We start from the raw sequence: 20,363 nt of genomic DNA on the forward strand, positions 1-20,363 counted from the left end.
TTTCCCCCTTTTCCCGGCTACCGCCGGATCCCTTCATTTTTCGTCTTATGCGAGGCCGGCCAGCCCCATCCCCAACGCCACCAGCGAAGCCACCACCATAACAGATATGCGACGGTGAAGCGTACGGCGGACCCCAATCCGCAGTGCGCTCCGCTGGTACAGGTGCTCCCGGTGCGCCTCCCACCAGCGCTGGCGTGCCAGCATACGCCGCACCAGCGTGAAGGTTGCATCCACCCAGAAGGGGGCAAACACCACCATCGGCGCCAGCAGGCCAAAGGCCCCCGACCGCCACCCGAATAGTGACACCGCCACCGCCGCCAGGCCAAGGGACGTGGAGCCAGCGTCGCCCAGGAAGATACTGGCCGGAGGCCAGTTAAAGCGCAGGAACACGAGTGCGGCCACCACGATGATGCCGCAGAAGCCGGCCAGGCCCCATTCACCACGGAGCAGGCACAAGAGGCCCAGGGTGGCAAAGCCAATGGCGGCCATACTGCCGGCCAGGCCATCCAGGCCGTCCATGAAATTGTAGAGATTGACCATCCACACACCCGCCAGCAGCAACAACGGATACCACCACCAGGAGAGCTGCCCGGGAAGGGCCAGGATGATCAGCGCAACGGCAGCCACATGCACCGGGAACCGTATCGCGGCAGACACATGGCGGAAGTCGTCGATCACCGAAATCAGCAGTAACCCGCCGAAAGCCGCCAGCACAGGCGGCGACAGCGCCGGGGGTGCAATACTGACCGCCAGGGCGCATCCGAGCAGCAGGGCCCAGCCCCCGGTGCGCGGCACAGGACTATCGTGCATAGAGCGGTGATTCGGCACATCCACAGCCAGCTCACCGCCGCGTGACAGCAGCAGCACAATCATGCCGTAACAGCTAATTGCGGCCAGCCCCAAGGGCAGCGACCACTCCACAATCCAGTTTGTCACTGTATACCTCGCAAAAACCGGCTGTAACGTTGCTCTGCCCGCCAAGGCAGCGCTCGGCGCAGGTGCGCGGCACTATAGAGCTCACTATTCTCAAGCTCAAGCAGGGACCCGGCCATCGCACGCCTGCCCAGCGTGCGGAAAGGCCACAGCAAAAACCGGGTAAGGCGCTCGCTGGCCCGCACCCGCACGCCATATTCGGCGAGGATACCCGGAAGGTCGTAAAAACGAGGCTCAGCGGCAATAAATACCTTGCGATGACAATCCCGGGCCTCAGTAACCATGACAATTGCCCGGACCAGGTCCTCAAGGCTGACAAAGCTGCGACGGCCGCTCGCCGGCACCACAGGCAGGAGCGGTCCCACTACACCGAGGAGGCCTTTCAATCGGCCAGCACGCCCCCGGGAGCGCAACTGCCCGATTCCTTCCCCATAGACCGCAGCAGGCCGGATGACGTTAAGGCGACACTGCGCCGAAAAACCGAACAACTGCTGCTCGCCCGCCCATTTGCTCTTTCCATAGGCATCCACGGCTGGCTCGCCGGCCCCCTCATCCGCCACTACGCCACTCGGTGGCCGCACGGCCTTGACGCTGGAAAGGTATGTGAAGGATTCAGCCCCAGCAGCGTCCGCGCATCGAAGGAGTGCCAGCGGGCATTCGCTGTTGAGCCAGAGTGCCAGTTCTGGCCGGCGCTCGCAGGTTCGGCGATCAGCCAGTCCTGCTGCGTAAACAATCCGGTCTCCATGCTGGAACAGGGATTCAGGTAATTGTCCCGGCACCAGCTCAAGGGAAACATGGGAGTATCGGGGATTCCCCTCGCACTCGGGCACCCCGGAGTGTGCGCGGGATAGCGATACCACCTCCTGGCCCGAATCGACCAGGCGGTGGCAGACTGCTGCACCGATATAACCGGTGCCCCCGATAACAACCCAACGACTCATTCTTTTACTTAATTTGCTGTGTTTGCTCTGCCAGCCACCAGGACAAAGCCGGTCGGTAAAATACCGGTGGGGCTCGCAGAGATATTCCTACAGGGAAATCCTGTCCCGGTTCTTCTCGAGAGTTGCCGCCCCGATGCCCTGGATTTCCAGCAGCTGGTCGACCGAGGTAAAGGGACCGTTCTTGTCCCGGTACTCGACGATCATTTCAGCGCGAATGGGGCCAATACCTTGCAGCATTTCCGCCATTTCTTCCGCGGAAGACTGGTTGATATTGACCTTGCCCACCTGCATCGCGGCCGACTCCGGCTTCCCCTTTCCGGCCGGCTCCTCTGCCAGGGCAAAGCTCGATCCATAAACGAGCACAAAAACCGCGCAGAGCGCAATAAACGGGATTCGAATAAGCTTCATAATCTGCCTCCAAGTGTTCAATCATCCGTTATCGACACCGGGACTGCTTACTTCCCCAAGTCGCGGCCACTTTACCAGCTCCCGGCCACAGTTTGGGAACGACCTGATTACAGGTCCTTACAAAGTTATTGAATTTCCTTGAGTATTGCTTTAAGGGCGTCGATTGGGCTCTCCGCCCCCGTGATTGGGCGGCCGACTACCAGGTAATCCGCCCCTCCAGCCAGCGCCTCCCGGGGCGTGACAATACGACGCTGGTCATCGGCTGCTGCACCCTTCGGGCGGATACCTGGCGTGACCAGGGCAAAGTCTTCGCCGCAGAGCTTCTTCAGTGCACCCGCCTCGCGAGCTGAGCAGACCACCCCATCCAGGCCGCTCTCGCGGGCCAGCTGTGCCAGTGCCGAGACCTGCTCCGGCAGTGGCCGGGAGACACCAACCTCCGGCAATTCCTCCGGTGCCGTACTGGTGAGCACCGTTACCCCGATGAGCAGCGGCCGCTTGTCGCCCAGAGGCTCTATGGCCTCCCTCGCTGCACGCATCATGCGGGCACCGCCGCTGGCGTGCACATTGACCATCCACACGCCCAGCTCCGCCGCCGCCCGGACCGCGCCGGCCACCGTATTGGGGATATCGTGAAACTTCAGGTCAAGGAATACCTCAAACCCGCGACCGACCAGCTCCTGCACGAGCGCCGGCCCCGCTGCGGTAAACAGCTCCTTGCCCACCTTGACCCGGCAGAGCGCCGGATCCAGCTGGTCGGCCATGGCGAGGGCCTGGTCGGCATTCTTGTAATCGAGAGCGACGATAACGGGAGAAGAAACCTGGGAGTGCAAAGCGTGACCTCTGGGCAAAATGTTGGGCGGGCGCATTATACGGAGTTACGGGACCGGCGTCCCCCTACTCCCCCTCCACCCCCTTGACCGAGCGGACGGAGTCCCAGTGCTTGCAGCTGGGACAGAGCCAGTGCAACTGGTTGCCGGAAAAACCGCAGTTGTTGCAGCGATAGTTGGGCCGACTGGCAATCAGCTGGTCGATCAGGGACTTGAGCAGTGAGAGGTTCTCCCGCGCGCGCCCCTCGGCACTGTCGATATGCAGGTCCAGGAAGTGCCCCAGTCCGCGCAGCGACGGCCGCTCGGCCAGCTGCCGCCCCATGAACTCGGCCGCCTCCGCCTCGCTCTTCTTCCGCTCGATTCGCTCCGTCAGGGCAATCAGCACACTGTTGAAGGGATGCTCGCGCAGCAGCTGTTCGAGGTAGCGGTCCAGTCCGGCCTCGTCACCGACCGCCTCATAGCAGGTGGTCAGCAGGTCGAGGATTTCGGGGACATAGTCGGGATTCTGCCGCGGGATACGCTGCAGCACCTTGATTGCCTCCTCCGGGCGCCCCAACAGGTACTCCAGCCGGGCCCACAGGAGGTTGGCCCGGGCGGAACTGCGGTCGTAGCCCAGCGCGGCGTCGATATGTTTGCGCGCGCTGAGGTAATCCTTGGCATTGATGGACTCTTCTGCGAGCTCGCAGCAAAAATGTGCCTGGATCGAGGCCCATTCCGAGGGCATGCGCTTGAAGCGGCGGCCGTGCAGCAGGTTGACCGCGTGAATGGCCTTGGGCCACTCCCGCTCGTCGCGGTAGACCTCGACCAGGTGCTCCAGGCTGGTGTTACGCAGCTCCGGGGAGGCTTCCACCAGCTCCTGCAGCAGGCGTTCCGCGCGGTCGAGCCAGCCGGCGGCGATATAATCCCGCGCCAGTTCCAGCTGCGCCTTGTGCTGGCTGGCGCGGGCCAGGCTGGGGCGCGCAAGCAGGTTCTGGTGTACGCGGATGGCCTGGTCATGTTCACCGCGCTTGCGCAACAGGTTGCCGAGGGCAAGGTGGGTATCGAAAGTGGTGCTGCTGACTTCGAGCGAATCGATGAACTTGTCGATGGCATCGCCCCGCTGCTCGCTCAGCAGGTAGTTGAGCCCCTGCACGTAAGTACGGGCCAGGGCCTGCTGCTGCTCACTGCAGTCAGCCTTCTTTTTCAGGCTCCTGCGTCCCAGCAGCCAGCCTATGGCGATGGCGGCGAGCAGGAAAAAGAAAAAGGTAAGGTCTGCCAAATCAGTCTCCGGACACCTTGCGGCGCACCGTGTAGAGCTCCTGCTCTGTGCGGTCCAGCTGTTTCTGCAGGCCGCGGACGCGACGGCGCTCGGCATAGAGCGGCAACAGGCTTACCACGAACCCTAACAAGACCCCGAACAACAGGGCACCGATCAACCAGAAGCCCACACTGCCCTCGGGCATTACCAGGCCAGCAAAACTGGGCGAGATGGTCTGGGGATTTTCCACCGCAAAATAGATACCAATTGCGATGCAGACGAGGGCCAGCACCCCGTAGAAGATACGCAACAGCCAGCGCAAGAATGACAAGGGAACCTCCGCCTCAGGCCAGGGCTAATCCAATCAACGACGGCAACTACCGCCAATCATACTTCGGAGATGGTTTCTTCGCGCATGCGCTGGTTGACCCGGTCACGCAATTCCTTGCCGGGCTTGAAATGCGGCACATACTTTCCTGCCAGCGCCACTGCATCACCGGTTTTGGGGTTGCGCCCGGTACGCGGCGCACGATAGTGCAGGGAAAAGCTGCCGAACCCCCGGATCTCGATTCTCTCGCCGCGGGCGAGGACATCCGACATGGAATCCAACATCACTTTTACCGCCAGCTCAACATCTTTCACTGGCAGCTGGTCCAACCTCAACGCAATCCTTTCGATCAGTTCGGACTTGGTCATGCGGCCCCTAAACCTTGGTAAGTCATTGATTATTCTAGATTAGGGGCAATCATGTAACAGAAAGCCGGACTGGGCAACCCCAGTCCGGCCTTCTTATAACCCCAGGCAATAAGCCTGGGGCGATCAACAGACAGAGACTATCAGTCTTTGTTGTTCATCTGGGCCTTGATCAGGTCACCGATAGTCGCCGGCTGAACCTGCTCAGCCTGCTTCTTGCTGTGATCCTTGATGGCCTGCTTCTCGTCTTCCTGGTCCTTGGCTTTGATGGACAGGCTGATCACGCGGTTCTTGCGATCCACGCTGGTGATCTTGGCCTCGACCTCTTCGCCTTCTTTCAGGACATTGCGGGCGTCTTCCACCTTGTCGCGGCTGATTTCGGAAGCGCGCAGTACGCCTTCGACTTCGTCCGCCAGGGTGATGACAGCCTGCTTGGCGTCAACTTCCTTGATGGTGCCGGTCACGATGGTGCCACGATCATTGGTGGTCACGTAATCGTTGAACGGATCGGACTCCAGCTGCTTGATACCCAGGGAGATACGCTCGCGGTCGGAGTCGATACCCAGGATAACAGTCTCGATCTCGTCGCCCTTCTTGAACTTGCGCACGGCCTCTTCGCCGGACTCGTTCCAGGAGATGTCGGACAGGTGTACTAAGCCGTCGATGCTGCCGTCCAGGCCGATGAAGATACCGAAGTCGGTGATGGACTTGATCTTGCCGCTGATCTTGTCGCCCTTGGCGTACTTACGCGCGAAGGCATCCCACGGGTTCTCCTGGCACTGCTTGATACCCAGGGAGATACGGCGACGCTCTTCGTCGATATCCAGGATCATCACCTCGACCTCGTCGCCAACGGAGACGACCTTGGACGGGTGGATGTTCTTGTTGGTCCAGTCCATCTCGGAGACGTGCACCAGGCCTTCGACACCCTCTTCCAGCTCGGCGAAGCAGCCGTAGTCGGTCAGGTTGGTCACGGTCGCCTTGACGCGGCTGTTCTCCGGGTAACGCTGCTTGATGGATACCCACGGATCCTCGCCCAGCTGCTTCAGGCCCAGGGATACACGGCTGCGCTCGCGGTCGAACTTCAGTACCTTGACTTCGATCTCGTCGCCAACGTTCACGATCTCGCTCGGGTGCTTGATGCGCTTCCAGGCCATATCGGTGATGTGCAGCAGGCCATCGATACCGCCCAGGTCCACGAAGGCACCGTAGTCGGTCAGGTTCTTCACGATACCCTTGATGGTCATGCCTTCCTGCAGGCTTTCCAGCAGCGCCTCGCGCTCCTCGGCGTTGGCGTGCTCCATTACGGCACGGCGGGAAACCACAACGTTGTTGCGCTTGGCGTCCAGCTTGATGACCTTGAATTCGAGCTCTTTGCCTTCCAGGTGGGCAGTGTCGCGAACCGGGCGAACATCTACCAGGGAGCCCGGCAGGAACGCGCGGATGTTGGCCACGTCGACAGTAAAGCCACCCTTGACCTTGCCGCTGATAACACCCTTGACCACTTCGTCGGCCGCATGGGCGGCGTCGAGGACCTTCCAGGCTTCAGCGCGCTTGGCTTTCTCGCGGGACAGACGGGTTTCACCGAAACCGTCTTCGACTGCCTCCAGGGCTACCTGTACTTCGTCGCCCGGTTGCAGGCTGATTTCCCCGTTCTCGTCGGCGAACTGGGAAGCAGGGATAACGCCTTCAGACTTCAGGCCGGCGTGTACAGTCACCCAGTCCTTGTCCACGTCGATTACCACACCGGTCACGATGGAACCGGGGGCCATCTCTACGCTCTTCAGGCTCTCTTCAAAAAGATCAGCAAAGCTCTCGCTCATTACATTACCTATTTAATTGGACCCAGCCGATGGCAACATTCAAGTTTAGTCAACCGCCAGCCAAGGCCCCACCCACGCTGCCAGCACGCGGGGTCGGATTACAACAACGGCCGGGCGATTCTGGCTGATCCCGGCCGCTGTCGTTAAAAACCTGTTGTCTGTGCTGCTGTGCCGCCAGGCGGCAAGTACTCCGCGTGACGAGTCAGTCGCCGCCGATACGCTCGTGCACCAGCTGCAGCACCCGCTGCAGGACATCGTCGATATCCACCCCCGTGCTATCCAGCTCGACCGCGTCCTCGGCGGGAGCCAGCGGGGAGGTTTCGCGGTTCATATCCCGGGCGTCCCGGGCGCGGATGTCCTCCAGCAGGTCGCGGAGGCTAACAGAAACCCCCTTCTCCCGCAACTGCTCGTAGCGACGCCGGGCGCGCTCTTCCGCGCTGGCAGTCAGGAATACCTTGACCGGCGCGTCGGGAAACACCGTGGTACCCATATCGCGACCGTCGGCCACCAGTCCCGGCGGCTGGCGGAAATCCCGCTGGCGCTGCAGCAGGGCCGCGCGCACGCCCGGCATGGCCGCAACCTTCGACGCGGCCATGCTCACTTCCTCCATGCGGATATCCCGGCTCACATCGCGTCCACCCAGGACTGCGGCCGTCTCGCCGTCGCGCAGCTCGAAACGGATATCCAGGCCCGCCGCGATCTCGGTCAGGGTGGCCTCGTCGGTCAGGTCGGCCTCCCGCTCCAGCGCCGCCAGCGCCGTGAGCCGGTACAGCGCCCCGGAGTCCAGCAGGCGGAATCCCAGGCGGTCCGCCACCAGCCGGGCAATGGTGCCCTTGCCGGAGCCGCTGGGTCCGTCGATGGTAATGACCGGGGTCAGGTTTTCAGTATCACTCATGCTTCCGCTACTTCTTTATATGTTTGCCATCCGCTGTGCACCGGCGCGTCCTCATTCCTCTGCCAGGGACAGCCCGGCGCGCTGCGCCAGCTGCACAAAGCCGGGGAAGGAAGTCGCCACATTGGCGCAATTCAGGATGCGAATGGTATCGCGTGCGCGCAGGGATGCCACCGCAAATGACATGGCGATACGGTGGTCGCCGAGGCTGTCCACGGTGCCACCGCCGAAGGCCGCCCCGGCGCCGGCACCCTGGATGACGATACCATCCGGGGTTGGCTCGGCCTGCACGCCCAGTATCTGCAGCCCGTCGGCCATGGCCTGGATCCGGTCGCTCTCCTTGACCCGCAGCTCCCCGGCGCCGGTCAACACCGTCTCTCCATCCGCGCAGGCGGCGGCAACGAAGATAGCCGGGAACTCGTCGATCGCCAGCGGCACCTGGTCCTCCGGAATACGGATACCTGTCAGCGGCGCGTGGCGAACGCGGATATCGGCCACCGGCTCCCCGCCGACCTCGCGACGATTGAGCAGCTCGATATCCGCACCCATGGCACGAAGGATATTGATTACCCCGTCGCGGGTGGGGTTGATGCCGACGTGCTCAAGCAATACCTCTGAGCCCGGCGCAATGGCGGCAGCCACCATAAAGAAAGTGGCCGAGGAGATATCGGCCGGCACATCGATGCGCCCGCCGCGCAGCTTGCCGCCACCACGCAGGCTGGCGCGGGCGCCATCGCGCTGCACCTCGTAGCCGAATCCGGTCAGCATGCGCTCGGTGTGGTCCCGGGTAGGCGCGGGCTCAGTGGTGCTGGTCTCGCCCTCGGCATACAGGCCTGCCAGCAACACGCAGGATTTCACCTGGGCGCTGGCCATCGGCAGGCGGTAATCGATACCGTGCAGCTGGTGGCCGCCGGAGATTTTCAGGGGCGGGCGCCCTTCGGGACCGGTGTCGATTTTGGCACCCATATCACGCAACGGGTTGGCGACCCGGTTCATCGGCCGCTTCGACAGGGACTCGTCCCCGGTCAGTGTGACATCAAAGGACTGCCCGGCCAGCAATCCGGCCAGCAACCGCATCGAAGTGCCCGAATTGCCCAGGTAGAGCGGGCCCGGTGGAACCTGCAGGCCGTGCAGGCCCACGCCGTGTATCACCACCCGGCCTCGATCCGGCCCCTCGATGACCACCCCCATGTCGCGGAACGCCTGCAGGGTTGCGAGCGCGTCCTCCCCCTCGAGGAAACCCTCCACTTCTGTAATACCCTCGGCCAGCGAGCCGAGCATGATCGAGCGGTGGGACATGGACTTGTCGCCCGGGACCCGCAGCTTGCCGGAGACCGATCCGCCGGGGCGGGCGATGAATGTAACTTCCTGTTCTTGCATGGTTTCTGTATACGCTTTTTTGGCCAACATTCTGGTGAAGTGATCCCGCGCCGCCTTGGCGCGGGTAAATATGCCCATCAGGGTGTCACTGTCGCCCGCCGCGATGGCGCTGCGCAGCGCGGTGAGGTTAGCGGTGTAGAGATCGATCGCCGACAGGATCGCATCGCGGTTTGCCAGCACGATGTCCCGCCACATGGTGGGATCGCTGGAAGCGATGCGGGTAAAGTCCCGGAAACCGCCGGCAGCGTAGCGGAAGATATTCTCGTTCTCCGAGTCGTGGGCCAGCGTGTCCACCAGGCCGTAGGCGATCACGTGCGGCAGGTGGCTGGTGGCCGCCAGCACCTCGTCATGCTCGCGCACCGGCATGGTCAGGACCTCGGCCCCGGCCGCCTGCCACATCCGCTCCACGCGCTGGAAATGCTCGCCGGACGTGCCATCCAGCGGTGTGAGAATCACGCGATGGGCGATGTAGAGATCATCCCTCGCCGCGCTGGCGCCGCTCTGTTCAGAGCCGGCAATGGGATGCCCCGGCACCAGGAACTCCGGCACGCCTCCCCAGGTCTTCGCCGCGGCCTCCACCACGCTCCCCTTGACGCTGGCGCCGTCGGTAACGGTGACCCCGGCCGGCAGGTGATCCCGCAATTCCCGGAACACCGACTCCACCGCCAGCGTGGGGACAGCGACAAAAACCACGTCGCCGGCCTCCAGCACCGGCAGAACCTCGGCCAGCGACGTGACTGCGCGATCGGCAATCCCCAGTTCCAGCGCCTGCTGGCAGGTATCCTCGTGCCGGGCAACCCCGATCACCTCACGGCAGGCGCCGGCGGCCTTCAGCGCCAGCGCCAGGCTGCCACCGATCAGGCCGACCCCCACCACCACCAGGCGGCCGACTGCGGGTTCTGCCATCACAGGACCCCGCGCGGGTAGGAACCCAGCACCTTCAGGTCGGCGGCACGGGCACCAACTTCCTTCAGGGCCGCGGCCACGTTGCCCGAGTCGCGGTGGCCGACGAAGTCGATGAAGAATACATAGGTCCAGTTACCCGACTGGGACGGACGTGTCTCCACACGCGTCAGGTCGATCCCGTGCTCCTGGAAAGGCGCCAGCAGGTCGTGCAGCGCGCCGGGCTCGTTGCGCATGGACACCATCAGCGAGGTCTTGTCATCGCCGCTGGCCGGCACCTGCTCGGGGCCGATAATCAGGAAACGGGTGGAATTGTCGGGACGATCCTCGATCTTTTCCGCCAGCACCTTCAGGCCATAGAGTTCCGCCGCCATATCGCCGGCGATCGCCGCGGAGTTCCACTCCCCTTTTACCCGCTTGGCCGCCTCCGCGTTGCTGGCCACCGCCACCCGCTCCACGTTTGGGTAGTGGGCGTCGAGCCACTTACGGCACTGCGCCAGGCTCTGGGCGTGGGAATAGATCCGCGTAATGGCATCTGCCCGCGTGATATCGGAGATCATCAGGTGGTGGTGGATGCGCAACTCCACCTCGCCGCATATATGCAGGTTGGAGTGCATAAAGTTGTCGAGCGTGTGGTTGATCACGCCCTCGGTGGAATTTTCCACCGGCACCACCCCATAGCTCACTGCGCCGGCCTCCACCTCGCGGAACACCTCGTCAATGGCGGCCAGCGGCCGGCTCTCGGCGGAGTGGCCGAAATGCTTCAGCGCGGCCTGCTGGGTAAAGGTTCCCTCCGGCCCCAGGTAGGCCACCTTGACCGGCTCTTCCAGGGCCAGGCAGGCAGACATGATCTCACGGAACAGGCGCGCCATTTCCTCGTCGGTCAGCGGGCCGGCATTGCGCTCCATCGCGCGACGCAGCACCTGCGCCTCGCGCTCCGGCCGGTAATACAGGGCGTCGCCACCGGTGGCCTTCTTCACCTCGGCCACCTCGAGCGCGCACTCGGCACGGGCGCTGATCAGCGCTGCAATCTTCGCGTCGATCCCGTCGATGCGCTCGCGTAGCCCGGAAAGACGCGCCTCAGCGTCTGCAGTCTTCTCTGGCATGTCCTGGCTCATAATTTCCCCTGCTACAAATTCATCCCATGCGGCGCTCGAAATCCGCCATGAAGTCGACCAGCGCCTGGACAGCCTCAACCGGCACTGCGTTATACAACGAGGCCCGCATACCGCCCACCGAGCGATGCCCTTTCAGGTTCAGCAACCCGGCCTCTTCCGATTGCTGCAGGAACGCACCATCGAGGCGATCATCCGCCAGCACAAACGGGACATTCATGCGCGAGCGGCTACCCGGCTCGACGGGACTGCTGTAAAAATCACTGTTGTCGATAAAGTCATACAACATCGACGACTTGCGCGCGCTCAACGCCTCCATCGCACCGACGCCTCCCTGCGCCTTCAGCCACTTGAACACCAGGCCCGACAGGTACCAGGCAAAGGTGGCGGGCGTATTGTCCATCGAGCCTGCGTCGGCGGCAACGTTCCAGCTCAGGCTGCGCGGTATGTCTTCCCGGGCCCGGTCGAGAAGGTCGTCGCGCACAATCACCACCGCAATACCAGACGGGCCGATATTCTTCTGGGCCCCGGCGTAGATCACGCCAAACTTCTCCACCGGAACCGGCTGCGAGAGGATATTGGACGACATGTCGGCGACGAGCGGGCAGGAGACTTCCGGCACATAGTCGAACTCGACCCCACCGATGGTCTCGTTGGGTGTGTAGTGGAAGTAGGCGGCGTCCCCGGTCTGGCGCCAGCTGTCCGGCCCGGGTGCATAGGTAAAGTTGCGGTCCTCACTGGAGGCAACGATGTTGACCCGACCATAGCGCTGCGCCTCGGCGATCGCCTTCTTCGCCCACTGGCCGGTGTAAATATAGTCCGCCACCTGGCTGCCGGCCCCGAACAGGTTCCAGGGCACGGCGCTGAACTGCGCCGTGGCGCCGCCCTGCAGGAACAACACTTTGTAATTGTCCGGGACCTGGAGCAAATCGCGCAGGTCCTGCTCGGCGGTCTCTGCCACCTCGGTGAACTCCGGCGAGCGGTGACTGACCTCCATCACCGAGCAACCGCGACCGCCCCAGTCGAGCAGTTCCTCTTGCGCCTGCCGCAGGACAGGCTCCGGCAGTGCGGCGGGGCCGGCACAGAAATTGAACTTCCTCATTGATTCGATTCCAATGCGCTGAAAAAAATGGTTACAAAGAAAACTAGATGCCTGGACGCAAAAACGACAGTTAGCTGAAACGCCTGTCACTGCAAAACGTGTTTTTTAGTGTCCCGGGGTCAAAAAAGGCCGCGATAAATCGCAGCCTTTTTTGTGGACTGAAGCGGGTTGTCACTCTTCCCCGCCCTCCTGCTCGTCTTCGTCTTCGCTTTCCTGGATCCTCGCCAGGCCCACGAGCCTCTCGCCCTCCTTGAGCCTGATGACGCGAACGCCCTGGGTGTTGCGGCCGAGCACAGAGACCTCGTCGACACGGGTGCGAACCAGCGTGCCCAGATCGGAAATCAGCATGATCTCCTCGCCCGGGTGCACCTGGCAGGCACCCACCAGCTCGCCATTGCGCTCGCTCTCCGCGATGGCTATCACGCCCTGGTTGCCGCGGCCCTTGGTGGGGAAGTCGTCCAGGCTGGTACGCTTGCCGTAGCCCTTCTCGGTAACGGCCATCACCGAGCCGCCCTCTTCCGGGATTACCATGGCGATGACGTGCTTGCCCTCCGGCATGCGGATACCGCGCACACCGCGGGAAATACGGCCCATGGAGCGCACATTGCTCTCGGAGAAGCGCGCTGCCTTGCCACCGCTGGTGAACAGCACCACGTCACGCTTGCCGTCGGTGATGGCAGTCGCCACCAGGCGGTCGCCCTCCTCCAGCTCGATGGCGCGCAGGCCGATGCTGCGGGGGCGTGCGAACGCTGGCAGCGGGGTCTTCTTCACTGTGCCGTTGGCGGTGGCAAAGAAGATGTAATGGTCCTCGTCGTACTCGGATACCGGCATCATGCTGCTGATGCGCTCATCTTCTTCCAGCGGGAGCATATTGACCATCGGTCGCCCGCGGGAGGCACGACCGGCGGTGGGTACCTCATACACCTTCAGCCAGTACACCTTGCCCTTGTTGGAGAAGCACAGAATGGTGTCGTGCGAATTGGCGATCAGCAGGTGCTCGACGAAGTCCTCGTCCTTCACCTGAGTGGCGGACTTGCCCATACCGCCGCGGCGCTGGGCATGGTAGTCGGCCAGCGGCTGGCTCTTGGCATAACCGCCGTGGGAGATGGTTACCACCTTGTCCTCCGGCGTGATCAGGTCCTCGACGGTGAGGTCCTGGCGGGAGGCGACAATCTCGGTGCGGCGCTCGTCACCGAAGTCCCGCACCAGCTCCTCGAGTTCTTCGCGGATCACCTCCATCAGGCGCTCGAAGCTGCCCAGGATATGCAGGTACTCGGCGATCTGCTCCAGGCGCTCCTTGTATTCGGCCAGCAGCTTGTCGTGCTCCATGCCGGTCAGGCGGTGCAGGCGCAGCTCCAGGATGGCCTGGGCCTGGGCCAGCGACAGGTAGTAGGAGCCATCGTCGCGCATGCCGTATTCAGCAGGCAGCTCATCCGGCCGGCAGGCATCGGCGCCGGCCCGCTCCAGGAACTGCTGGACCTCACCCACGGCCCAGCCCTTGGACAGCAGCGCCTCGCGGGCGTCAGCCGGGGTAGCGGAGGCCTTGATCAGCTCGATCACCGGATCGATATTGGCGATGGCAATCGCCAGGCCCTCCAGGATATGGCCACGCTCACGCGCCTTGCGCAGCAAGTAGACGGTACGGCGGGTGACCACTTCCTGGCGGTGGCGAATGAAATGCTCGAGTAGCTGCTTCAGGTCCAGCACTTTCGGCTGGCCATCCACCAGGGCAACCATGTTGATGCCGAATACGCTCTCCAGCTGGGTCTGCGAATAGAGGTTGTTCAGGACCACGTCGCCGAGCTCGCCGCGCTTCAGCTCGATTACCACGCGCAGGCCGTCCTTGTCGGACTCGTCGCGCAGCTCGGAAATACCCTCGATCTTCTTTTCCTTGACCAGCTCGGCGATGCGCTCAATCAGGCGCGCCTTGTTCAGCTGGTAGGGGATCTCGTGAATAATGATGGTTTCTTTGTTGGCCTTGTCATCGCGAACCACTTCGGCCTTGGCCCGCACATAGATGCGCCCGCGGCCGGTACGGTAGGCCTGCAGGATGCCGGCGCGCCCATTGATGATGGCGCCGGTGGGGAAATCCGGACCCGGCACGTACTCCATCAGGTCATCGATCGTGGCATCCGGGTTTTCGATCAAGGCGAGGCAGGCGCTGACCACTTCATTCATGTTGTGGGGCGGGATATTGGTGGCCATGCCCACGGCAATACCGGAGGAGCCGTTTACCAGCAGGTTGGGCACCCGCGACGGCAGCACTTCCGGCATCTGCTCGGAACCGTCGTAGTTATCAATGTAATTGACGGTTTCCTTGTCGAGGTCGGACAGCAGCTCGTGGGCGAGCTTGTCCATGCGGATCTCGGTGTAACGCATGGCCGCCGGGCTGTCGCCATCGATGGAGCCGAAGTTACCCTGCCCGTCCACCAGCGTGTAGCGCATGGAGAAGGGCTGCGCCATCCGCACGATGGTGTCATATACCGCGGAATCGCCGTGTGGGTGGTACTTACCGATGACGTCGCCGACCACGCGCGCCGACTTCTTGTACGGCTTGTTCCAGTCGTTCTTCAGTTCGTTCATGGCGAAGAGCACGCGCCGGTGGACCGGCTTCAGGCCGTCGCGCACATCCGGCAGCGCACGGCCCACAATGACGCTCATCGCGTAGTCAAGGTAGGACTGCTTGAGTTCTTCCTCGATGTTGATCGGAGAGATTTCTTTGGCTAGCTCGCCCATATGTTTCCGGCATTCCTTAAATAGTTATTACCGCTGCCAGGGGCCCGCAGGCCGCCGAGGCTGGCTGATCGGCTTCGCCGCGGACCATCCGGGCCGCCCCTCCCGCCGCAAGTCCGGGATTCGATCAAGCGCGCAATGTTATCACAATTGGCGCCCTGTAGGACGCCCCTTGTAGCGGCCGGTACCGCACCTTGTTCACGCCCTCCAGCGCCGCTAAAGTCTACAGCCCCACAACCGAGCAGATGCTAGGAAAGGCCCCATGCGACCAGCCGCCCACCAGCAGATCGACACCCTGATACATGCCCGCTGGATCATTCCCGTGGTCCCCGAGGGGCGGGTGTACGAAAATTGCTCACTGGCTGTGGACAAGGGGCGCATCGTGGCCCTGGTACCCGATAGCGAAGCCGCCGGGCGCTTCTCCGCGCGAGAGGAGATCCACCTGCAGCAGCACGCCCTGCTGCCCGGCCTGGTCAACACCCACACCCACGCTGCCATGAGCCTCCTGCGCGGATTCGCCGACGACCGGCCGCTGATGGAGTGGCTGGAGCAGCATATCTGGCCCGCAGAGCGCAAATGGGTGGATCCCGGGTTCGTCGCCGACGGCACCCGCCTGGCGATTGCCGAGATGCTGCGCTCCGGCACCACAACTTTTTCAGACCAGTACTTCTTTCCCGAATCCACAGCTGAAGTGGCACGGGAAGCCGGGATCCGGGTGCAGGTTGCCTTCCCGGTGATCGACGCCCCCACACCCTGGAGCCGGAACGGGGAGGACGCGCTGCAAAAGGGACTGGCGCTACGTGACAACTATCGCTCGCACGAACGCATCGGCGTGGTGTTTGCCCCCCACGCTCCCTACACGGTTGGTGACGCCACCCTGGAGAAAATCTCCGTCTACGCCGCGGAGGCCCAGATCCCGGTACAGATGCACCTGCACGAGACTGCCGCAGAGGTAGACCGGGCCGTTGCCGCGACGGGCGTGCGCCCCACCGAGCGCCTGCACCGCCTCGGACTGCTGTCACCGCAGACACTCTGCGTCCACATGACGGCCACCAATGACCGGGACATCGAGCTGTTGCGGGAGAGCGGCGCCCACGTTGCCCACTGTCCCAGGTCCAACCTCAAGCTCGCCGCGGGGTTCTGCCCGGTGGCGGACCTGCTCGATCACGGCATCAACGTAGCCCTGGGTACGGACGGTGCCGCCAGCAATAACAGCCTGGACCTGTTCACCGAGACTGGCACCGCGGCGCTGCTGGCCAAGGCGGTCAGCGGCAGGGCCGACGCCCTCCCCGCCCACCGGGCGCTGGCCATGGCAACCATCAACGGGGCGCGCGCACTGGGCATCGAACACGAGACCGGGAGCCTGGAGCCGGGCAAGTCGGCCGACCTGGCGGCGGTGGATCTCGGGGGGCTGGAGCAGCAGCCACTCCACGACCCGGTTTCCCAGCTGGTGTACACCGGCAGCGGCCATAACGTCAGTGACGTATGGGTCGCCGGGCGGCCCCTGTTGCGCCAGCGGAATCTGCAGTCACTCAACGAGACCGATGTGATTCTACGTACGCGGTACTGGCGTGATAGAATCGCGGGTGAGATTAGCTGAACAGGCGGCCCCCCGGCCGCCCGCCCCAAGACTGGGAAGGTGAATGACGAACGTTGACCCGGCAGAAATCGCCAAATTCGAGCAACTGGCCAGTCGCTGGTGGGACCGCGAGGGCGAGTTCAAGCCCCTGCACGAGATCAACCCCCTGCGCGCCAACTACATCGATGCCCGGGCCCCGGTAGCCGGCCGGTCACTGCTGGACGTGGGTTGCGGCGGCGGCATCCTCACTGAGGCCATGGCCCAGCGCGGCGCAGAAGTCACCGGCATCGACCTGGGGGAGGCCCCCCTGAAGGTCGCCCGGCTGCACGCCCTCGAGAGCGGTGTCGACGTCGAGTACCAGCGGGTCGCGGTGGAGGAACTGGCGGAACAGCGCCCCGGCAGCTTCGATGTGGTCACCTGCCTGGAGATGCTGGAGCACGTACCCGATCCCGCATCTGTGATCGAAGCCTGTGCACGGCTGGTGAAACCAGGTGGTCACCTGTTTTTCTCCACCATCAACCGCACGCCCAAGGGCTGGCTGTTTGCCGTGGTAGGAGCGGAATATGTGCTGCGCCTGCTGCCCAAGGGCACCCACGAGTATGCGAAGTTTATACGCCCGTCGGAGCTGGGCGCCTGGATCCGCGACGCCGGCCTGGAGCTGCGCGACATCACCGGCATGACCTACAATCCCATCACCCGCAGCTACAAGTTGAATCCTCGGGATGTGGACGTGAACTACCTTGTTCACGCCACTAAAATGCAGTAACTCCCCGGAAGTAGTATGAAAGCAGTATTGTTTGACCTCGACGGCACCCTGTTCGATACAGCCCCCGATTTTATCGTGGTGCTGAATCGCCTGCGCGAGCAGGAGAAGATGCCGCCCCTGCCAGCGCATGAGATCCGCGCGGTGGTGTCCAACGGCGCCCGCGCCATGGTGTCCCTGGCCTTCGGCACGGATGAGGGAGACCCGGCTTTCGACACGCTGCGCCAGCGCTTTCTCGATCTCTACCTGACCCACCTGGCGGTGGAGACCGTGCCCTTTCCGGGAATCGAGGACCTGCTGCGACAACTGGCTGCCAATGATATTGCCTGGGGCGTGGTGACCAACAAGCCCGCGACCTACACCATTCCGCTGATGGATGCCTTCTCGCACCTGCCGGCACCGCGAGCCGTGGTCTGCCCCGACCACGTGGCCAACAGCAAGCCTCACCCGGAAGCAATACTGCTGGCCTGCTCACAGATCGGCTGCGATCCCAGGGAGGCGATCTATGTAGGCGACCACGTGCGGGATATCGAGGCCGGGCGCGCTGCGGGCATGCCCACTATCGCCTGCGGCTACGGCTATATCGACGCGGGGGACAGCGCCGCCAACTGGAATGCCGACCACCTGGTGGAATCCGCCAGCGACATCTGGCCACTGCTGCAGGAGCGCTACCTGAAGCGCTCCTGAAACGCCCCGACCACCAAACCCGACAATCAACCAGCTTGCGGCCCCGGCCGCAGCAACGGACTGGAAACAGGAACGACCATGTCTGAAACCATCGGCAATTACTCCCCGGCCCCGGACCTGCTCAGGGACAGGGTTATCCTGGTCACCGGCGCCGGCGATGGTATAGGCCGGGTAGCGGCAAAGACATTTGCCGCCCATGGCGCGACAATCATCCTACTGGGACGGACCACCCAGAAACTCGAGCAGGTTTACGACGAAATCGAAGCTGCCGGCGGGCCGCAGCCAGCCATCTTCCCGATGGATCTCAACGAGGCGCGGATCGAGACTTTCGAGCACTTCGCCGAGGCAGTGGACCAGGAATTCGGGCGACTGGATGGCCTACTGCACAATGCGAGCCTGCTGGGCCAGCGCACGCCTATCGCCAATTACCACTACGGCACCTGGCAGCAGGTAATGCAGGTGAATGTGAATGCCGCCTTTGGGCTGACCAAGACGCTGCTGCCGCTGATGGAAAAATCCGAGGCCGGCTCGATCATCTTCACCGGTTCCGGCGTGGGGCTGAAGGGCCGCGCATACTGGGGGGCCTACGCGGTATCCAAGTTTGCCACCGAAGGGCTGATGCAGGTCCTGGCCGACGAAATGGATGGTGTGTCGGAAATCCGCGTCAACAGTATCAATCCGGGCGCCACGCGCACCAACATGCGGGCCGCGGCCTACCCCGCCGAAGACCCCCAGACGGTGGCCGCACCTGAAGACATCATGCCCACCTACCTCTATCTGATGGGCGATGACAGCCGCGGGGTGAGCGGCCGCCAGTTTAACGCGCAGGGCTGACCCTGCCGCTCCTCAGGGCTCTCGCCGCTCGACCCGCCACGGCGGGTTGAGCCGATTCTCCCCGGCCTGGTACAGCTTGATCTTGTTGCCACCCGGGTCGAACAATACCGCCTCCCGCCACAGCCAGGGCATATCCCGCGGCAGCTGGGCGAACTCAACCCCCCTGCCCTGCAGTGACGCCACCCGTTCATCGAGGTCTTCCACCTCAAAATAAATGACCGCATCATTGCGAAAACCGGCATCCGCCAGGGCTAGCGAAAAGGTCGCGCCCCCCACCGGGCACTCAAATCGCGCGTAGTGAGGAGTTTCGACAATCTGGGTGAATCCGAGCCGCCGGTAAAATCGACAGGCCTCGTCCATGCGGGATACCGGGAGGGTCACCTGGTTCAGGTTCATACGCAGCTCGGCCAGGGTGGGTGGGCATCAGGATTGCCGCAGGCAAAAAAATACCCGGGCAGGCCCGGGTATTCGTGAGAGCGGAGGGGATTATTCCTCGGGCAGCTCGTCCTTGACTTCCTCTACCGCCTCTTCGGCAGTATCCATGGTCTCTTCTGCGGCTTCCTCGGCAGCATCCATGGTTTCTTCCGCGGCCTCTTCAGCTGCGTCCATTGTCTCTTCGGCGGCCTCTTCCACTTCTTCCGCCATGTGCGCCGGATCGGCGAACACGTCACCCTCGGCACCAGCCACTTCGTTGGAGGCCATCACGCCCTCCTCGGCAGCTTCTTCAACCGCAGCGCCGGCCTCTTCGACCGCCGCATCGACTTCCTGCGCGATCTCGGACTCGGGCGCAGCCGCCTGCTGGTTCTGGTAGTAGAGATAACCACCGACAGCGGCGATCACAATTGCGGGAATAATGAGCTTCTTCATTTTCCGACCCCTGAAAAGTGTGAGTTTATGGTTATTGAGTGCACCATTGTTCCACGACAGGTGGATAACGTACGTGACTTGTTGCACATTTTGATTTGTCAGGGAACCACTTTGCGGGCAAAATTTCCTCAAATGAATTTATCGACACACACTATGCGCTACCTGAAACTGATACCAGCCATTTTCCTTCTCGCCCCAACTCTTCATGCTGAGCCGCTACCCGATATGCTGCGCGAATGCGCCGCCATAAAGGCAGATGACGAGCGCCTGCAATGCTATGACGAGCTCAGCGGTACGCTGGATGAGCTGGCGAAGCGCAATTTCGGGAAAGAGCACGAGGCAGCCACCGGCGAGGCACCGGAGTCCCTCGTGACAACCATCGAAAAGATGGAAGAGTCCGCCTACGGCAAGCAGTTCTTCTACCTCGAAAACGGCCAGGTGTGGAAGCAGACCGACAGTAAGTTCGTCAGCCTGAAAGCGGGCGACCGGGTAGAACTGGACCGTGGCCTGCTTGGCTCCTTCTTCATGCGCAACGCCAATGGAGGCAAGTCCATCCGGGTCAAGCGCGTGCGGTGACCCAGCCCCGCTTCAGTCATTCCGGTTCCCCCGGGGTCAACGGGCTAAGCTTCCGGTATCACCGAAATAG

Annotated in this window: 20 protein-coding genes; 5 read left to right on the forward strand and 15 right to left on the reverse strand. The window is 62.9% G+C overall.

Translation table 11 applies throughout. The annotated features are described in order from the left end of the window. Positions 1-45 precede the first annotated feature (45 nt). The 13 genes from BLT26_RS00390 to gyrA all read right to left on the reverse strand — a co-directional run bounded on the left by BLT26_RS00390 (position 46) and on the right by gyrA (position 14,990). Positions 46-936 (reverse strand): MraY family glycosyltransferase, encoded by an 891-nt coding sequence (locus BLT26_RS00390; protein WP_139169342.1) that lies wholly within the window; start codon positions 934-936, stop codon positions 46-48. Next, on the reverse strand, positions 933-1,874 hold the full coding sequence (locus BLT26_RS00395) for an NAD-dependent epimerase/dehydratase family protein (protein ID WP_091506362.1): 942 nt from the start codon (positions 1,872-1,874) through the stop codon (positions 933-935). The genes BLT26_RS00390 and BLT26_RS00395 overlap by 4 nt, the downstream gene beginning before the upstream one ends. Before the next feature lie 87 nt (positions 1,875-1,961). Then, on the reverse strand, positions 1,962-2,282 hold the full coding sequence (locus BLT26_RS00400; RefSeq protein ID WP_091506366.1) for a ComEA family DNA-binding protein: 321 nt from the start codon (positions 2,280-2,282) through the stop codon (positions 1,962-1,964). A 125-nt stretch (positions 2,283-2,407) separates the two neighbouring features. Continuing rightward, the gene (pyrF, locus tag BLT26_RS00405; protein ID WP_245720531.1) at positions 2,408-3,112 is read right to left on the reverse strand and encodes an orotidine-5'-phosphate decarboxylase; all 705 of its coding nucleotides are present in this window, start codon (positions 3,110-3,112) and stop codon (positions 2,408-2,410) included. A 64-nt stretch (positions 3,113-3,176) separates the two neighbouring features. After that, positions 3,177-4,367 carry a lipopolysaccharide assembly protein LapB gene (gene lapB, locus BLT26_RS00410; protein WP_091506374.1) on the reverse strand — a complete coding sequence of 397 codons (1,191 nt, stop codon included), beginning with the start codon at positions 4,365-4,367 and terminating at the stop codon, positions 3,177-3,179. Between the two features lies 1 nt (position 4,368). Next, positions 4,369-4,677: a LapA family protein gene (locus BLT26_RS00415; protein ID WP_245720532.1), complete on the reverse strand. Its 309-nt coding sequence runs from the start codon at positions 4,675-4,677 to the stop codon at positions 4,369-4,371. A 56-nt stretch (positions 4,678-4,733) separates the two neighbouring features. Beyond that, positions 4,734-5,042 carry an integration host factor subunit beta gene (gene ihfB, locus BLT26_RS00420; RefSeq protein WP_091506377.1) on the reverse strand — a complete coding sequence of 103 codons (309 nt, stop codon included), beginning with the start codon at positions 5,040-5,042 and terminating at the stop codon, positions 4,734-4,736. 140 nt (positions 5,043-5,182) lie between these two features. Continuing rightward, a complete protein-coding gene (gene rpsA, locus BLT26_RS00425) occupies positions 5,183-6,862 on the reverse strand; it encodes a 30S ribosomal protein S1 (protein WP_091506379.1) in 1,680 nt (559 codons plus the stop codon). A gap of 202 nt (positions 6,863-7,064) precedes the next feature. Beyond that, complete coding sequence (cmk, locus tag BLT26_RS00430) at positions 7,065-7,757, reverse strand: (d)CMP kinase (RefSeq protein ID WP_091506383.1); 693 nt, start codon at positions 7,755-7,757, stop codon at positions 7,065-7,067. Positions 7,758-7,808: 51 nt separating this feature from the next. Beyond that, on the reverse strand, positions 7,809-10,040 hold the full coding sequence (locus tag BLT26_RS00435; protein ID WP_091506386.1) for a bifunctional prephenate dehydrogenase/3-phosphoshikimate 1-carboxyvinyltransferase: 2,232 nt from the start codon (positions 10,038-10,040) through the stop codon (positions 7,809-7,811). Then, positions 10,040-11,155, reverse strand: coding sequence for a prephenate dehydratase (gene pheA / locus BLT26_RS00440; RefSeq protein ID WP_245720533.1), 1,116 nt, complete (start codon positions 11,153-11,155; stop codon positions 10,040-10,042). The genes BLT26_RS00435 and pheA overlap by 1 nt, the downstream gene beginning before the upstream one ends. Before the next feature lie 19 nt (positions 11,156-11,174). Next, the gene (gene serC / locus BLT26_RS00445; protein WP_091506390.1) at positions 11,175-12,254 is read right to left on the reverse strand and encodes a 3-phosphoserine/phosphohydroxythreonine transaminase; all 1,080 of its coding nucleotides are present in this window, start codon (positions 12,252-12,254) and stop codon (positions 11,175-11,177) included. 171 nt (positions 12,255-12,425) lie between these two features. Next, complete coding sequence (gene gyrA, locus BLT26_RS00450) at positions 12,426-14,990, reverse strand: DNA gyrase subunit A (RefSeq protein ID WP_091506393.1); 2,565 nt, start codon at positions 14,988-14,990, stop codon at positions 12,426-12,428. 259 nt (positions 14,991-15,249) lie between these two features. Between gyrA and BLT26_RS00455 the strand changes: the two genes are divergently transcribed. The 4 genes from BLT26_RS00455 to BLT26_RS00470 all read left to right on the forward strand — a co-directional run bounded on the left by BLT26_RS00455 (position 15,250) and on the right by BLT26_RS00470 (position 18,850). Further along, positions 15,250-16,587 carry a TRZ/ATZ family hydrolase gene (locus BLT26_RS00455; protein WP_091506397.1) on the forward strand — a complete coding sequence of 446 codons (1,338 nt, stop codon included), beginning with the start codon at positions 15,250-15,252 and terminating at the stop codon, positions 16,585-16,587. Positions 16,588-16,630: 43 nt separating this feature from the next. After that, positions 16,631-17,332, forward strand: a complete 702-nt coding sequence (gene ubiG, locus BLT26_RS00460) for a bifunctional 2-polyprenyl-6-hydroxyphenol methylase/3-demethylubiquinol 3-O-methyltransferase UbiG (protein WP_091506401.1) — start codon at positions 16,631-16,633, stop codon at positions 17,330-17,332. 15 nt (positions 17,333-17,347) lie between these two features. Beyond that, the gene (locus BLT26_RS00465; protein WP_091506405.1) at positions 17,348-18,016 is read left to right on the forward strand and encodes an HAD family hydrolase; all 669 of its coding nucleotides are present in this window, start codon (positions 17,348-17,350) and stop codon (positions 18,014-18,016) included. Positions 18,017-18,094: 78 nt separating this feature from the next. Continuing rightward, positions 18,095-18,850: a YciK family oxidoreductase gene (locus BLT26_RS00470; protein ID WP_091506408.1), complete on the forward strand. Its 756-nt coding sequence runs from the start codon at positions 18,095-18,097 to the stop codon at positions 18,848-18,850. Positions 18,851-18,862: 12 nt separating this feature from the next. Here BLT26_RS00470 and BLT26_RS00475 read toward each other — a convergent pair whose 3' ends face one another. Together BLT26_RS00475 and BLT26_RS00480 are read right to left on the reverse strand one after the other, a co-directional pair. Continuing rightward, positions 18,863-19,246 (reverse strand): VOC family protein, encoded by a 384-nt coding sequence (locus BLT26_RS00475; protein WP_091506413.1) that lies wholly within the window; start codon positions 19,244-19,246, stop codon positions 18,863-18,865. 90 nt (positions 19,247-19,336) lie between these two features. Further along, complete coding sequence (locus BLT26_RS00480; RefSeq protein WP_091506417.1) at positions 19,337-19,717, reverse strand: hypothetical protein; 381 nt, start codon at positions 19,715-19,717, stop codon at positions 19,337-19,339. A 153-nt stretch (positions 19,718-19,870) separates the two neighbouring features. Between BLT26_RS00480 and BLT26_RS00485 the strand changes: the two genes are divergently transcribed. Beyond that, positions 19,871-20,293, forward strand: coding sequence for a hypothetical protein (locus BLT26_RS00485; protein WP_139169343.1), 423 nt, complete (start codon positions 19,871-19,873; stop codon positions 20,291-20,293). The last annotated feature ends 70 nt before the right edge of the window (positions 20,294-20,363 follow it).

It is taken from the genome of Microbulbifer yueqingensis (assembly GCF_900100355.1).
Classification (GTDB): Bacteria; Pseudomonadota; Gammaproteobacteria; order Pseudomonadales; family Cellvibrionaceae; genus Microbulbifer; species Microbulbifer yueqingensis.